16 protein-coding genes are annotated in these 15,732 nt (G+C 29.7%); 5 read left to right on the top strand and 11 right to left on the bottom strand.

Going from position 1 to position 15,732, the window contains the following annotated elements:
- Nucleotides 1-71 precede the first annotated feature (71 nt).
- The 5 genes from ACMHJW_RS06320 to hemA all read right to left on the bottom strand — a co-directional run bounded on the left by ACMHJW_RS06320 (nt 72) and on the right by hemA (nt 5,467).
- Nucleotides 72-848 carry a superoxide dismutase gene (locus ACMHJW_RS06320; RefSeq protein ID WP_413532565.1) on the bottom strand — a complete coding sequence of 259 codons (777 nt, stop codon included), beginning with the start codon at nt 846-848 and terminating at the stop codon, nt 72-74.
- A 745-nt stretch (nt 849-1,593) separates the two neighbouring features.
- Complete coding sequence (gene hemE / locus ACMHJW_RS06315; protein WP_413532564.1) at nt 1,594-2,622, bottom strand: uroporphyrinogen decarboxylase; 1,029 nt, start codon at nt 2,620-2,622, stop codon at nt 1,594-1,596.
- Nucleotides 2,609-3,286, bottom strand: a complete 678-nt coding sequence (locus ACMHJW_RS06310) for a uroporphyrinogen-III synthase (protein ID WP_413532563.1) — start codon at nt 3,284-3,286, stop codon at nt 2,609-2,611. The genes hemE and ACMHJW_RS06310 overlap by 14 nt, the downstream gene beginning before the upstream one ends.
- Nucleotides 3,286-4,212: a hydroxymethylbilane synthase gene (hemC, locus tag ACMHJW_RS06305; RefSeq protein WP_413532562.1), complete on the bottom strand. Its 927-nt coding sequence runs from the start codon at nt 4,210-4,212 to the stop codon at nt 3,286-3,288. The genes ACMHJW_RS06310 and hemC overlap by 1 nt, the downstream gene beginning before the upstream one ends.
- A 7-nt stretch (nt 4,213-4,219) precedes the next feature.
- Nucleotides 4,220-5,467 carry a glutamyl-tRNA reductase gene (gene hemA / locus ACMHJW_RS06300; protein WP_413532561.1) on the bottom strand — a complete coding sequence of 416 codons (1,248 nt, stop codon included), beginning with the start codon at nt 5,465-5,467 and terminating at the stop codon, nt 4,220-4,222.
- A 197-nt stretch (nt 5,468-5,664) separates the two neighbouring features.
- Between hemA and ACMHJW_RS06295 the strand changes: the two genes are divergently transcribed.
- Nucleotides 5,665-6,543 (top strand): helix-turn-helix domain-containing protein, encoded by an 879-nt coding sequence (locus ACMHJW_RS06295; protein ID WP_413532560.1) that lies wholly within the window; start codon nt 5,665-5,667, stop codon nt 6,541-6,543.
- A gap of 80 nt (nt 6,544-6,623) precedes the next feature.
- Nucleotides 6,624-7,673, top strand: coding sequence for an endonuclease (locus tag ACMHJW_RS06290; protein WP_413532559.1), 1,050 nt, complete (start codon nt 6,624-6,626; stop codon nt 7,671-7,673).
- A 49-nt stretch (nt 7,674-7,722) separates the two neighbouring features.
- On the opposite strand, the gene ACMHJW_RS06285 is transcribed toward ACMHJW_RS06290, so the two are convergent.
- From ACMHJW_RS06285 to ruvB, 6 genes are all read right to left on the bottom strand, one after another.
- Nucleotides 7,723-8,241 carry a hypothetical protein gene (locus ACMHJW_RS06285; RefSeq protein ID WP_413532558.1) on the bottom strand — a complete coding sequence of 173 codons (519 nt, stop codon included), beginning with the start codon at nt 8,239-8,241 and terminating at the stop codon, nt 7,723-7,725.
- A gap of 30 nt (nt 8,242-8,271) precedes the next feature.
- Nucleotides 8,272-8,766 carry a hypothetical protein gene (locus ACMHJW_RS06280; protein WP_413532557.1) on the bottom strand — a complete coding sequence of 165 codons (495 nt, stop codon included), beginning with the start codon at nt 8,764-8,766 and terminating at the stop codon, nt 8,272-8,274.
- On the bottom strand, nt 8,756-9,286 hold the full coding sequence (locus ACMHJW_RS06275) for a hypothetical protein (RefSeq protein WP_413532556.1): 531 nt from the start codon (nt 9,284-9,286) through the stop codon (nt 8,756-8,758). The genes ACMHJW_RS06280 and ACMHJW_RS06275 overlap by 11 nt, the downstream gene beginning before the upstream one ends.
- Nucleotides 9,279-9,959, bottom strand: a complete 681-nt coding sequence (locus tag ACMHJW_RS06270) for a hypothetical protein (protein ID WP_413532555.1) — start codon at nt 9,957-9,959, stop codon at nt 9,279-9,281. The genes ACMHJW_RS06275 and ACMHJW_RS06270 overlap by 8 nt, the downstream gene beginning before the upstream one ends.
- Nucleotides 9,960-10,018: 59 nt before the next feature.
- The gene (queG, locus tag ACMHJW_RS06265; protein WP_413532554.1) at nt 10,019-10,966 is read right to left on the bottom strand and encodes a tRNA epoxyqueuosine(34) reductase QueG; all 948 of its coding nucleotides are present in this window, start codon (nt 10,964-10,966) and stop codon (nt 10,019-10,021) included.
- Between the two features lie 97 nt (nt 10,967-11,063).
- A complete protein-coding gene (gene ruvB, locus ACMHJW_RS06260) occupies nt 11,064-12,101 on the bottom strand; it encodes a Holliday junction branch migration DNA helicase RuvB (protein WP_413532553.1) in 1,038 nt (345 codons plus the stop codon).
- A 108-nt stretch (nt 12,102-12,209) separates the two neighbouring features.
- On the opposite strand from ruvB, the gene hemH reads away from it, so the two are divergent.
- From hemH to ACMHJW_RS06245, 3 genes are all read left to right on the top strand, one after another.
- Nucleotides 12,210-13,193, top strand: coding sequence for a ferrochelatase (gene hemH, locus ACMHJW_RS06255; protein ID WP_413532552.1), 984 nt, complete (start codon nt 12,210-12,212; stop codon nt 13,191-13,193).
- Nucleotides 13,194-13,273: 80 nt separating this feature from the next.
- Nucleotides 13,274-14,374 (top strand): DUF3078 domain-containing protein, encoded by a 1,101-nt coding sequence (locus ACMHJW_RS06250; RefSeq protein WP_413532551.1) that lies wholly within the window; start codon nt 13,274-13,276, stop codon nt 14,372-14,374.
- A gap of 24 nt (nt 14,375-14,398) precedes the next feature.
- Nucleotides 14,399-15,454 (top strand): DUF3078 domain-containing protein, encoded by a 1,056-nt coding sequence (locus ACMHJW_RS06245; RefSeq protein ID WP_413532550.1) that lies wholly within the window; start codon nt 14,399-14,401, stop codon nt 15,452-15,454.
- Nucleotides 15,455-15,732: the final 278 nt, after the last annotated feature.

The following is a 15,732-nucleotide window of genomic DNA, read 5'->3' as shown; positions in this document are numbered from 1 at the left end:
TTTAAAATTATATATATTAAAAAAGCTTCTCAAAATTTTGAGAAGCTTTTTTAATATTGTTATACGAAGGTTTACTTTGCTTTCTTGTAATTCTCTTCAACTTGTTTCCAATCTAAAACATTGTTAAACGCTTTCAAATAATCATCGCGTTTGTTTTGATATTTTAAATAATAGGCATGTTCCCAAACATCAATTCCCAAAATTGGCATTCCTGCAACTTCTGCTCCTGGCATCAAAGGATTATCTTGATTTGCTGTGCTTGTTACTGCTAAAGAACCATCTTCTTTTACTACTAACCAAGCCCAACCAGAACCAAAACGTTTTGCTCCTGCTTCATCCAATTGTTTCAGAAGTTCTTCTGTAGAACCGAATGTTGCGTCAATTTTTGCTTTTAATTCTCCTGAAGGTTCTTTTTGTGGCGTTGGAGACATAATATCAAAATAAAGCATGTGATTGTAATATCCTCCTGCATTATTTCTTAAAGCTCCATTATTCATATCCATTTTTTTCAGAATATCTACAATATCATTAGATTTGATATTAGCTTCTTTAAGAGCAGTATTTAATTTGTTTATGTATCCTAAATAATGTTTAGAGAAATGAATTTCCATTGTTTTCCCATCAATATATTGATTCAACTCGTTGTACCCATATTTTAATGGTTTAATTTGGAAAGTTCCTGGGTCAGCTTTAACGTCTGTAGGATTTCCTAAAGATTCCTCCGCTTTTACTGTATCTTGTTTTACGACTTCTTTTGTTGTTGAGTCAGTATTTTCCTTCTTAGTTTCACATGATTGAACAAAGAAAAGAACACCCAGAACTGACATCAAAAATATACCCTTTTTCATCTTATTTTTTTATGTAGTTTACTTACAATATTAATATTTCTACTAAAATAAAGGATTTTGACTGAAAATAAAATTCTTAACTTCTAATTTTCTGTTAAAATGGTGATTATAACTTATTTTCATTAAATTTATAATAATTAATACGAAACAAAATGACGATTAAAAATCTATTTGCTGTAATTATTAAGTTAATTGGACTTTTCTTTATTCTTGAAATTTTTATAACATTTATTCCCGAACAAATAAATCTTTTAATTAACCTTGATATTATTTTTCCTGAGGAAATTAGAAGCCAGAATATTTTTTTGTTTCCTTATGTAACACTTATTACTATAATTCTTATTCTATTTTTGATCTACTAAACCTTTATTTACAAAACAGAAATTATAATTAAATTTCTTAAAGTTGAAAAATATTTCGGAGATACAAAAATTGAAGACCTTACAATTCCTATTCAAAAATATACACAGATTTCGATTCTAATCATTTCGATTATTTTATTTATTTTTCAATTACCTATTTTTATCAATACAACAATACAATATTTAAGCGTAAAAGATACTTTTCAAGAAGGACTTACTTCTGATTTAATCTCAAGTACAATTATTATTTTACTTTCTTTTATTGGAATTATTTTCAGTGATAAACTCTCAAGAAGTTTTGCTAAATAAAATATTAATATAAATTTTAATTCAAATAAAAAAACCTTCCATAATGGAAGGTTTTTTTATTTATATCGAGTTTCTTAATCTCTTTTATAATTTACAACAGCTTCTATAAAAGCTTGTGCGTTTTCTACTGGAACATTTGGTAAAATTCCGTGACCTAAATTGGCAATGTATTTATAAGGACCAAAATCGTCAATCATTTCTTTTACCATTTTTTGAATAGTTTCTGGTGGAGATAACAAACGAGAAGGATCAAAATTACCTTGTAATGTCTTTTTGAAACCTGTGAATTCGCGCGCTAATTGCGGCGTAATTGTCCAATCAACTCCCAAAGCAGATGCTTTAGAATCGGCCATTTTTTCCAAAGCAAACCAACAACCTTTTGCAAAAACAGTTACAGGAGCTACTTTAGAAACTTCGTTTACAATTTGCTCGATGTATTTCCAAGAAAATTCGTCATAATCTTTTGGAGATAACATTCCTCCCCAAGAATCAAAAATCTGAATCACATTTGCTCCGTGTTCTACTTTTTTCAACAAATATTGGATTGTTGTTTGTGTAATTTTTTCTAACAATTGGTGTGCTGCAACTGGATTTTGGAAACAGAAACCTTTTGCTATATCAAAAGATTTAGAACCACGACCTTCTACTGCATAACACAACAATGTCCATGGAGAACCTGCGAAACCAATCAATGGAATTTTATCATCCAATTCTTTTTTCGTCAAATCCATTGCTTTGTACACATATCCTAATTCTTCTTCAACATCAGGAATATATACTTTTTCTACATCTTTAGCTGTACGAATAGGATTCTCTAACCAAGGTCCAACACCAGGTTTCATTTCGAAATTCATTCCCATTGCTTGTGGAACAACTAAAATATCTGAAAAGATAATTGCTGCATCCAATGGAAAACGACGAATTGGTTGAACTGTTATCTCAGCAGCCAATTCTGGTGTTTGACAACGTGTAAAGAAATCATATTTATCTCTCAATTCGATAAATTCTGGTAAATAACGTCCTGCTTGACGCATCATCCATACTGGTGGACGTTCTACCTCCTCACCTCTCAATGCTTTTAAAAGCAAATCATTTTTTATCATTGATGTATTTTTTTATATTTTCGATAACTACTTCCACCAAAGGTGTTTGTGCAGTTACAATTTCATAATTTGGATAAACTTCTTTTATTGCAGAAGTTGTTGTATTTCCTATTGTAAAAATACGCGAACTTTCTGGAATTTTATTTTCTTGATGAAAAGCTTTGAACGATAATGGGCTAAAAAAAACATACAAATCAAATGTTTCATTTAATTGATAAATAATTTGTTTTGATTGATATGTAATAATTTGATTGACTTTGTGATTTGCTTTTGATAATTCATTCACCAACAAATCTCGACGAGAAGAACCACATAAGAAATTCCATTTCGGAATATAATTTCCTGAAATTAATTTCGGAGCTAAATCTTCTGCATAATCTTCTATCAAAACAACTTCTTTGTTTTGTGCTTTTAGTTTCTCTGCCGTTTTCTTTCCAACAACAAAAAAATGACCATTCAATTCCAATTCTTGAATGGCATTTACTGTATTTTGACTCGTTACGATAAATTGATGAACTGAATCATCAAGTTGTGCTAAAATTTCATTCGTCGATGTTAATTCTATTTCTAAAGTTGGTTTGCAAAGCACCTCAACATTATTTCCAAATTCTTTTTCAAGAATTGAAGGAGAAATCAACTTGGTGAATAAAATTTTCTTTTGCACTATTTCGTTCCGATTTCTTTTTTTATTTCTTCAATCATTTTCCCTGCTCCTTGCGCAATACATTCTTCGGCAAATTCTCTACCTTTTGTTAAGTATTCATTTGCTTTGAATTGTCTTTCGATTGAAATCATTTCTTGTCCATCAATTGATAAAATTGCTCCTTTGAACGAATAATTTTCGTCATCAATTTTCTCAACTAATGCACCAATTGGAGCTGTACATCCACCTTCTAAAACATTTAAGAATTGTCGTTCTACTGTTGCAAAAAGTTCACATTCTGAGTTATTAATATCACTCAAATCTAAACCTTCTTTTGCTACAATTCCCAAAATACCTTGTGATGGCGCAGCAATCATCCAATCAATTACTTTATAATAAAGTCCTTTTTCTGCTAATTCATCTAAAATTTCTGAACGATCTAAACCTGCAAAAGCAAAAATAGCTCCATCCCAATCTGCATTGTCTTGTAATTTTTTTAGACGTAATTGCACATTTCCACGTAAATCTACTATGGTATCATTTGGAAATTTATGATTCCAAAATGCTTTACGACGCAAAGAACCTGTTGCTATAATTCGATGTTCTTTCTCAAAAATATCTTCCGATTTATAAACCAAAATATCTGCAGAACTTGCGCGTTCTGGGTAAGCAATTAATTCTAATGTTTCAGGTAAAACAGTTGGCACATCTTTCAACGAATGAACTGCAATATCAATTTGATCATTTAACAAAGCAATATCTAACGAACGCGTAAAAACACCTGTTAATCCTAATGAATAGATAGGTTGTTTTAGATTTGCATCACCTTCAGAAGTAATCGGAACTATTTCTGTTGGATGTCCTTTTGCTTCTAGAATAGAAGCTACTTTATTGGCTTGCCAAAGTGCTAATGGACTTTGACGTGTACCAATTTTTATTGTTTTCATGATTGTATTAAGCTTGTTTTAAATGAAACATTTTTTCGATTAACTGAATTGTTTCGTCTGCATTTTCTTTATTCTCTATCAAATAAGAAGCAAACTGATTTGTAATTTTTTGAATTACTTTTTCAGTTAAAATCGTTTCATTTTCGTCGATGTTTACGTTATCTTTTTTCAAGTTATTTAAAGCAAAACTCTGAAAAAAGTCTAATCTATCTTTGAAAGATTGAATAGCCGGAACTAATTCTCTAGTTTCTAACCATTCATAAAACTCGTTAGAATGTTCTTCTATAATTGCCAGAGCTTCTGGAATTGCATTACGACGTTGCGCAATTGTATCGTCTACCATTTTAGATAATCCATCTACATTTACCAATTGAATAGATTCGCGAGCAGCTAACGTATGAATTACATTTTCTGGAACAGACATATCAATAATTGTCATTTCTTTATCGAACGGAATCATTTCTTCTGTAATTGTATAATTACTTGCTCCTGTTGCAACAATTAAAATATCTGTATGTCCTAATTCTTCTTTTAATTCACTGTGATCTTTTACAGTAATATCGTATTTCAATCCTAGAACATCTGCCTTTTCTTTTGTACGATTAATTAATGTAATATTTGTATTTGGATAATGTTTTACCAAATTAGCACATGTATTTCGTCCAATTTTACCAATTCCGTACAACAAAATATTTTTGTTGACCAAGTTTCCTTGTGTTGCTTGAATAAAATTAACGGCTGAATAGGCTACTGAAGCAGAACCATTACTTAAGAAAGTTTCATTCTTAACTTTTTTACTAATTTGAATTGCAGTATTTACTAAACGTTCTAAGAAAGCATTTGAGGCTCCTTGTTTTTTGAAACGAGAAAACCAAATTTTAATTTGTCCTATAATATCAAAATCACCTAAAATCTGACTTTCTAATCCCGATGAAACACGGAATAAATGTGTAATCGCTTCTTCTCCTTCTTTTACCATCATAAATTGACGGAATTCATCTGCATTACCTTCTGTATATTTACAATATTGCTCAACGATTTGATCTTCGTTTTCTGCAAAACCATAAAATTCAGTACGATTACAAGTTGATACAATAAAAAAGTTTTCTAAACCAATTGATTTAGAATCTTGTGTAAATGTTTCGACTTGTTCTGGGAAAAATGTAAATTTACCACGCGTAATAGCATCAGCTTTTTCATAACTGATTCCGATTACATAAAATTTTCTTTCCTTTTTGTTACTTGTAATTACCATTTCTTCAAATACTGATACAAAAGTAGTTTCAAAAACTCTTCGAAAAATAACTTTAAAAATAAAAAATAACGCTAAAAATTAAAGAAGGCTTTTTTAGAATAATTATAAATTAAAAGTTTATATTTGTATGTAAACCATTATAAAGAGCGAATTTTACAATTATCACGTTTTTTATATGACAAAGCTCATCATTCGAAATGGATTTAAAAAATACCCATAAAAGTAAAATTAACGAGTATAAATTATCAACAGACGTATTTATCGCTCAAATAGACAACTTTACAGCTTCTACCGATACGATTCTAAAAGGGATTGACAAACGTTATATACAATTTTATTTTTGTACAAAAGGTTCGTTGACATTTAATTTTAATAGTGGTATTTATAAAATCAATTTGAATGAAGGAAAATGTTTTTTGTTTTATTATCCGACTTTAGACATTCCATTATCGTTAAATGTTAATGCCGAAAGTAAGGTTTATATTGTGGTTTTATCTATTCAGAAATTGCATCAATTGTTTGCAGAATATCAAATTCAAAATAATTTGATTTCGAGTATGACGCAAGAAAAATTTTATATTGAACGCGAAATTGGACCTGCAATTAAATTGGTGCTAAATCAAATTGAACAAATGAAACTTTCTCCTCAATTTCAAAATTTATTTTTAATTGGGAAAATGTATGAATTGTTCACGCTTTATTTTTCCGAAATAGAAAACCAAACTGAACATTGTCCTTTTTTAAATGATGAAAATGAAGGCAAGCGAATCAAGGAAATCAAAGATTATTTATTAGCCGATTTTAAAAATCCTCCAACGATTAAACAACTTTGCGAAAAATTTTCGATTTCTGAATATCATTTGAAAGAAGGTTTTAAAGAACTTTATGGAACTACTGTTTATGGCTATTTGTTAGATAAAAAATTGGAATATGCATTGCATAAGCTAGAAGAAAATCAACAAATGGTGAAAGATATTTCTTTTGAAATTGGTTATGAAAATCCATCTCATTTTATATCAGCCTTTAAGAAAAAATATGGTTTAACTCCAAAACAATATATCAAACAATTTCATTAAAAAGTTTAATTTTTGTTAATCTAAAAGTCTTTTTAAACTATTTATAAATACTTATTTTCGCTAAATATTTATAAATGTTTATGAGAAAATTTTTACTGGTTTTATTTCCTTTTGCCATTTTTGCGCAACAACCAAATTATTATGAAGGAATCAATTTTAAGCAAAATGGAAAAGTTATAAAGGAAGAACTACATGATTTAATCAATGCCACACATCATTCAGTCTCTTATACACCTGGAGTTTGGAATATTTTAGATAAATCTGATTTGGATTTAGATTCACAAGGACGTGTATTACTGATTTATGGTTTTAACGACAATTCTACCATTTATTCTGAACAACGAACGCGTGATGTTAATAACAAAAACAATACTGGAGGAGCATCAACTGGTAAATGGGAACGAGAACATGTTTTTCCGAAATCTTTAGCAAATCCTAAATTAAATACAGATTATCCTGGAACTGGAACAGATGCACATAATTTACGTGCTGTTGATAGACAAATAAATTCGACAAGAAGTAATAACCCTTACCGTGAAAAAACGCCAAAAGATGTTACTGGACAAGCAAAATTAATGGATAAAGCTTTTTATCCCGGAGATGAATGGACAGGAGATGTTGCACGCATTATAATGTATATGTATGTACATTATGGTTTAGAAACAGATCCGCAATTAGTTGCTTATAACAAAACAACAAGCAATAATGATAGAATGCCAGATATGTTTTTGAAATGGAATGTGGAAGATAAAGTATCAGAATTTGAAAAAGTAAGAAACGAAATAATTGCTGAAACGCAAGGAAGCAGAAATCCTTTTATTGATAATCCTTATTTAGCAACATTAATTTGGGGAGGAGAAAAAGCTGAAAATACTTGGGAAGAATTATCATCAAATGATTATAACTATCAACAAACACTTGTAGAAGTTTTTCCAAATCCAACAACAGATATTGTAAAAATTAATGCAAAGAATTTTGATTATACTAATCTATATGATCTTAATGGACGTTTACTTGGAATTGAATTAGGAAATGAAATTAGCTTAAAATCATATCCAGTAGGAATTTATATTTTATCTATTCACTTAAAAGATGGAAAAATTATCACTAAAAAAGTAGTCAAAAAATAATTTCAAAAAAAATCCAACTCATTGAGTTGGATTTTTTAATGATATATTTTTAACAACCTTCGTTGTACATTACATCGAAAGAAACTACTTTATCATTCACTAAATAGAATTGTAACATCGATCCATTGTCATAATCATCTACATTAAAATAACGAAAAGCTTTTGTTCTTTTGTCTGTTTTGTCATCATAGCCATCGTAGATCGAAATATTCAAATTTTTATACTTATTAATTAACTCATCCAAAGACGATCCAATTTTTATTCCTGATAATGTTTTAAGACTAGAATCAGAAGATTTTATGCTATATACAGTAAAAACTGAAGGATTTATTCCTTCTTCTCCATTTGTCGTAAATCCAACTTTATAAGTGATTCCTTTAGAGACAATCTTTACATCTCCATCTGGATAACCATATTCATTCAATTTTAATTTAAGTTTTTGTCCAATTAATTTTTCTAATTCAGACAATTTCATTCCTAGTTTCAAATCATTTATTCTAGTTGTAGAAACTTGTGCTTGCAAAGCTATTCCAGCTATAAAAGCAGTTATAAAAAATATTTTCTTCATCATTTTTTAAAGGTTTTAAATCATTATTTTTTAAAGTGTACATTCTTCAGGATTATATGAATTTAGTTCCATTTTAGTAACGATTTCATTTCGTAATTGAAAAAGTAAAATTGTTCCATTTTCTTTGTCATCGATTCTAAATTCTCTGTAATCATCATTCGATTTATCTAAAAATATCGTGTATTTCGATGAATAATTTTTCCACAAATCTTCTAAAGAACTACCAATACCAATTCCCGAAAGTGTTTTAATATTTTTACTTGCTGTCGAAATAGAACTTAAATAGGTATCATTTTCTGTTTTGCTCAAATAACCACTTCTTAATTCTATGGTATAATTAATTCCTTTCAACGTGATATTCATTTCTCCTTCATCTGCAATTGCAGCTGGATTTTTGCCTAACAATTTCAATATTTCAGGTGGACGCATTCCTATTTTCAACTCATTCATTCGTGTTGTAGAAATTTGTGCAAATCCAATTATTGATAATAGAAAAAATCCGAAAAAAGCGATTTTAGTTCTCATAAATATTATTATTTAAAAAACCAGATTCGTTTGACAAAACCATTTTAACAACTTTATTATTTTTCAAATAAAAATATAAAGTACAACCATTATCAAGATCATTTATTGAGAAAGCTCTTACAGATTTTGTTTCATCATCTTCGAAAATATCTTGTACAGAAATATCATATTTTTTATATGCTTTCCATAAATCATCCAACGAACTTCCAATTTTTATTCCTGATAAAGTCGAAAGTTTTGAACTTATTGAAGAAATTGTATAAACTTCGTATTGTTTATTTTTCAGATTTTTATAATACGAAATGTGATATTTTATTCCATTCAACTCAATATCGTGCTCAGGCATTTCTGCATTACTTACATCATAAAGTGCTAATTTATCTGGCGATAAAGCGGTAACTTGTTTTTGCGACATTTCGTATGAAATATCTCCAAACTTCGAAGTCGTTACTTTCTGCGCAAACATCATCGACGTAAATATGAAAAAACATCCGAAAGCTAAAAATATTCGATTAAGCATATGCATTCAATTGAACAAAATGTTCTACAATTTTTCCATTTTCTAATATCCAAAGCGAATCATAAACTGCAGCTCCATCGCTATATGTTCCGAACAAATAATATTGATTTAATTCTTTATTATAAGTAAGTTTTGTGGCTGATAAATTTGCATTATATAAGTTGGAGAAATATTCTTTTGGAATGCTAATTTCTTTTCCTTTGAATGATATTTTAAATGATTTGAATTCAGTTATAGGAATTTCGCCATCTGTTCCATAAAAATCACTATTATCAATTGCATAAACAAGATAATTATCCATGTTTATTACACGATTTATAGTATTAAATTTTTGTGTTTCGAGCTGAATGATATAATCAGCAACCGAAAATTCTATTTTAGAATCATTTACTGAAGTTGGTGAAATCGTTTCAAAATCTTCTAACTTTTTGATTCGATCATAGCAAACATAACCTGCTTTTTCAGGTTTATATTCGACCAAATACCATTTCGAATTTTCTTCATCAGTATCAATTGGATAAATTGAATTTGAATTGACTTTACCAACAATTTTAGACGAAGTACTTTTTTCATCTCCCACATTTGCAAAACCATCTTTATCTTGTACAATCCCGAACTGAGCTTGTGCAAAATAACTTAAAAAAGTAGCAAGAATGATTAAACTTTTTTTCATTTTTGATTTGATTTTCTTGAAGTAAAGCTAACAAAATCTAAACCAAAAATTTTCACGATTTATAGTGATTTTACAAAATCGATATTTCTTTTCAAACCATCATATTTTGTGCGTTTCACAGGAGATTTTTTAAAAATATTTCGGAAAACATCTTCCGTAATTTCTTCCCAATCTTTTTTAGAGAATTGATTAATTTTTTCGTGACCAATAAAACGAGTTTCTTTTGTTGGCAACGAAAAACGGTTCCAAGGACAAACCTCTTGACAAACATCGCAACCAAAAATCCAATCGTCAAATTTGCCTTTCATTTCTGTTGGAATTTGATCTTTCAATTCTATTGTAAAGTAGGAAATACATTGACTTCCGTTTACAGTTTTATTGGGCAAAATTGCATCTGTTGGACAAGCATCTATGCAACGTGTACATTTTCCACAATGATCGGTTTGTATTGGAGAATCGTAAGCTAAATCTAAGTCAATAATCAATTCGGACAAAAAGAAAAGTGAACCTTTTTGTTTGGATAAGGTCAATGAATTTTTTCCAACCCAACCAATTCCAGCTTTTCTCGCCCAAGCATGTTCTAGAATTGGAGCTGAATCTGTAAAAGCTCGTCCACTAACCTCTCCTATTTCTTCTTGGATATAATCTAACAATTCGCGCACTTTTTCTTTTACCACAAAATGATAATCTTCGCCTTGTGCATACATCGCAATCTTATAGGAATCAGGATTTCTATCTAGATTTTGATAATAACTATAAGCCAACGAAATCACAGATTTTGCACCTTCGACCAACAACCGAGGATCTAATCGCATATCGAAATTATTTTCCATATACTGCATTTCTCCATTGTAATTATTCTTCAACCAAGATTCTAAATGTGGTGCTTCTTCTTCCAAAAAATCTGCTTTGGCAATACCACAAGAAATAAATCCCAATGCTTCAGCTTTTTCTTTGATGCATTGGGACCATTTTATTTTGATATGTTCTTCTGTCTGAAGGAGCATTTATTGCTAAAAATTAACGATTTTCAGATATTTTTTTGACAAAGAATAGATTGAGAATAATATTTACTCGTTTTTTTTATAAAAACAGAAGATATATTTACAAATCAAACAAATCTGTTTGGGGAGAATTTTCTCCGCGATATTTTACACCGATATGTTGATAAGCTTTTTCTGTTGCAATACGTCCACGAGCTGTACGCATTAAATAACCTTCTTGAATAAGATATGGTTCATAAACTTCTTCTAACGTTCCGCCATTTTCACCAACTGCTGTTGCTAAAGTTGTAATTCCAACTGGTCCACCTTTGAATTTTTCGATAATCGTTGATAAAATTCTATTATCCATTTCGTCTAAACCATTATCATCAACTTTCAAGGCTTTTAGAGAAAATTCTGCAATTGATAAATCAATTTTTCCATTTCCTTTTATTTGTGCAAAATCTCGTGTTCTTCTCAATAATGCATTTGCAATACGAGGTGTTCCACGACTACGACCTGCAATTTCTATTGAAGCTCTTTCGTCAATCGGAGTATCTAAAATACGAGAAGATCGTTCTACAATAGAACTCAACAATTCGACATTATAATATTCAAAACGGAAATTAATTCCAAAACGTGCGCGTAATGGTGCAGTTAATAAACCAGAACGTGTTGTCGCACCAATTAATGTAAAAGGATTTAAACCAATTTGAACTGAACGAGCGTTTGGTCCAGATTCTATCATGATATCAATCTTAAAATCTTCCATTGCGGAATATAAATATTCTTCGATAACAGGAGACATACGATGTATTTCATCAATAAAAAGTACATCATTTTCTTCTAAATTTGTCAACAAACCTGCCAAATCACTTGGTTTATCGAGAACTGGTCCAGAAGTAATTTTTATTCCAACACCTAATTCATTCGCAATAATATTTGCCAATGTTGTTTTTCCTAAACCTGGAGGTCCGTGCAACAAAACGTGATCCAAAGCTTCACCACGAAGTTTAGACGCTTTTACGAAAACTTCTAAATTCTCGAGAATATGAGCTTGTCCAGCAAAATCATCAAAACTTTGCGGACGAACAGTATTTTCGTGATTTAGATCGTCATCTGGATAAAATTCTTTATCAGGATTCAATAAATCTGACATAAAATGATGATATAAATTATAATGATAATATTACGAAGGACAATTTAAATTATCCTCCGTACTTTTACACTTACAAAGAACGCAATATTTTTTTAGATAAAAAGAATTATGAGCAAAGGAATATTATTAGTGAATTTAGGTTCGCCCGATTCTACCAAAGTTGAAGACGTAAGAACTTATTTACGCGAATTTTTAATGGATAAGAAAGTTTTGGATTCTCCTTGGATTATTCGTAAAACTATCGTTGAATTATTTATTTTACCAAAAAGACCAGAAAAATCTGCAGAAGCTTATCGAAAAATTTGGACAAAAGATGGATCACCATTAATTGTATTTTCTAAAATTTTGAGAGATATGGTACAAAAACAAATGGATATTCCAGTTGTTTTGGCAATGCGCTACAAAAATCCTTCGATAGAAGCTGGTATGCGCGAGCTTCATGAAAAAGGTGTTCGTGATATTTTGGTTGTTCCTTTATATCCTCAGTACACAATGTCTTCTACAGAAACTGTTGCAGATAAAGTTCTTGAAATTCAGAAAAAAACTTATAAAGATACTAAGATTAATTTCTTGAAAGCTTTCTACAATCATCCTGATTATATTAAAGTTTTAGCAGAATCTATTAAAGAGAAATTACCTGCTAATTTTGATAAATTATTATTTTCTTACCATGGAATACCAGAACGCCATGATAATAAAGCTTTGAAAGCAGCTAAAATAAGCAAATTACCAATTGAAACGTATCGAAACCAATGTTTTGAAACAACACGTTTGGTAACTGAATATTTACAATTACCAGAAGATAAATATACGACTTCTTTTCAGTCACGTTTAGGTCGAGATCCATGGATTAAACCGTATACAGACCATATGTTAGAAGAGTTTCCTTCGCAAGGAGTTAAAAACTTAGCAATTTGTACACCTGCCTTTGTTTCTGATTGTTTAGAAACTTTAGAAGAGATCTCAATAGAAGGTCGAGAAGAATTCTTAAAAGCTGGAGGAGAACAATTTACGTATATTCCTTGTTTAAATGATCGACAAGATTGGATAGATGTTATGGTAAAATGGCTAAAAGGTTGGGAAAATAATTAAGAAAGGGTTTTATCCTTAACAAATAAATTAAATATCTTTGTTTGGAATTTTCAATTTTAGACAAAGATATTTTTTTTAGAATGAGACTAATTTTCTCACTTATTTTTTTAGTCCTATCACTTTTTAGTTCTGCTCAGTTTTTAGATACAAGTGGAAATCTAATTATTGATGGGCGAAAATATTTAAAATCTAAAGTTGATACAACTGGACGAAAATCTGGTTGGGAAATTTATGGTGCAAATGTTTTGACTGTCAATCAAAATACATTTTCCAATTGGATGGCAGGAGGAGAAAATTCTGTTTCTCTAAATGCAAAAACAGATTATGAATTCAACTTCCGAAAAAATAAGCATTTTTGGGACAATCGTTTTATTTTTGAATATGGTTTTTTAGACAATAAAACCAACGGAACACGTAAAACAGCTGATAATATTAACGTAACAACTTCATACGGATATTTAATTAAAGAAAAATGGTATTTAACCTCATCATTAAATATACGTTCTCAATTTTCTGCTGGATATGATTATGCAGCAACACCAAAAAAGAAATTATCCAATCTATTTGCTCCTGCATATGTAACGATAGGGGTTGGTGCTAACTACACTCCTAATTCTAATTTCTCTGTTACTTTTCAACCTTTAACTTCTCGAACAACAATTGTTGCCGATAAAGATTTACAAAAAAAAGGGAATTATGGTTTAGTAAATGATGGAGATACTTTTCTTTTTGAAGTTGGTGCTTATTTGGGTGGACGTTACAAAGTCAAACTTTTTGAAAATGTAACCTACGATAATAACATTGGAATTTTCTCTAATTATTCGAACAAATTTTATAATCTAGATATTGTATACGCAGGTCTACTAGATATGAAAATTAATAATTTTATGTCTACTCAATTAACGCTTAATTTGATTTATGATGATGATCAAATTAAACAAACCCAATTCAAACAAGCTCTTGGGATTGGGTTGACTTATAAAATAGATAGTACCAAGAAAAAAGAAAAGAAGAAATCTCGAAGAAAAGAAATTCTACCTTATTTTGATACTTCTGGCAAGTTTCCTATCAAATTACCAGTTGTAAAAATAAATAAACAAAATTACGATCAGGTTTTTGATAAAAATACAATCGACGAAAAATCTACATATATTAAATCAGAATCCATATTTTTGGAATAAATTGATAAATATCAACCATATTTTATGAAAAAATTTTTATTTACATTAGCAATTTTAGGAAGTGCTACAACAATTTATGCGCAAACTGTGAAAGACGGCAATGTTGCCACTGATAGCAAGCGTTATTTAAAAGATCAAAAATTTGATGGTCGCCAACCTGGTTGGTTCGTTTCTGGAAATAATTCACTTTTATTTTCGCAAAGTGCATTCAGTAATTGGGTTGCAGGAGGTGTTAACTCATTTGCATTAAATGGAAATCTTGATTACGAATTTAACCTTACAAAAGATAGACATATTTGGGATAACCATATCATTTTGGGTTATGGTCTACAAAACAATAAAGGAGAAAGTTCTCGTAAAACAAATGACATCATCGACCTTACTTCTTCGTATGGATACAACATTGGAAACAATTGGTATTTAGCTGCATCTATGAATTTTCGTACACAGTTTTCAGAAGGTTATGATTACGGAACTGAACCAAAAACAAAAATTTCGAACTTAATGGCTCCTGGTTATTTAAGTTTAGGATTAGGTGTTGACTACAAACCAAACGAAAATTTTCAAGTTAATATCCATCCATTCACTCCAAGAATGACATTTGTTTTAGACAAAGATTTACAGAAAAAAGGAAACTTTGGTTTAAAAAATGACGGAGATAATACTCTATTTGAATTTGGTGCATATTTAGGTGCTCGTTACAAATTAAAAATAATGGACGGAATTACTTATGATAACCGCTTAGGTCTTTATGCTGATTATTTGAAAAAATTTGGTAATGTAGATATTGCTTATCAAGGAATTTTGGATATGAAAGTAAACAAATTTGTTTCTGCACAAGTAAGTGTGAATTTATTATATGATGAAGATCAAATTAAAAAAACACAAATAAAACAAACTCTTGGAATCGGATTTAATTACAAATTTGATAACAAACCACCAAAAGTTGAAGAAGCTCCAGCAACAGCTTTTATACAAGAAGCTCCAATTTTTGAAGAAAAACAAGACACTGTAGAAATGGCAATGAATATTCTAAAAGAAGAGCCAATTCTTAATGAAACAAAATTAGTCACTCAATAATTTTTTCAACCTGCTTTTAACAAGCAGGTTTTTATTTTTATTATTTTTACAACTCAATAGAAGAATAAAAATGACAAAAAATATTTTCGGCGCACTACTACCACAAATTTTAATCATTGTTTGGGCTGCTTTCGAGCTTTATATAGGTTTCAATAAAGAGCAAAATAACCGAATCATTCTTAGTGCTATCGTTATATTCATCTTTCTTATTATTACAATTGTTACCTTAATCAAAGTCATCAAATATCCTAACAATCCAACTTATCTGAAGAAAAAAT

It is taken from the genome of Empedobacter brevis, from assembly GCF_965118635.1.
Lineage (GTDB): Bacteria > Bacteroidota > Bacteroidia > Flavobacteriales > Weeksellaceae > Empedobacter > Empedobacter brevis_A.
The sequence above is the reverse complement of the archived record's forward strand: the minus strand, read 5'-3'. Positions and strand labels throughout refer to the sequence as shown.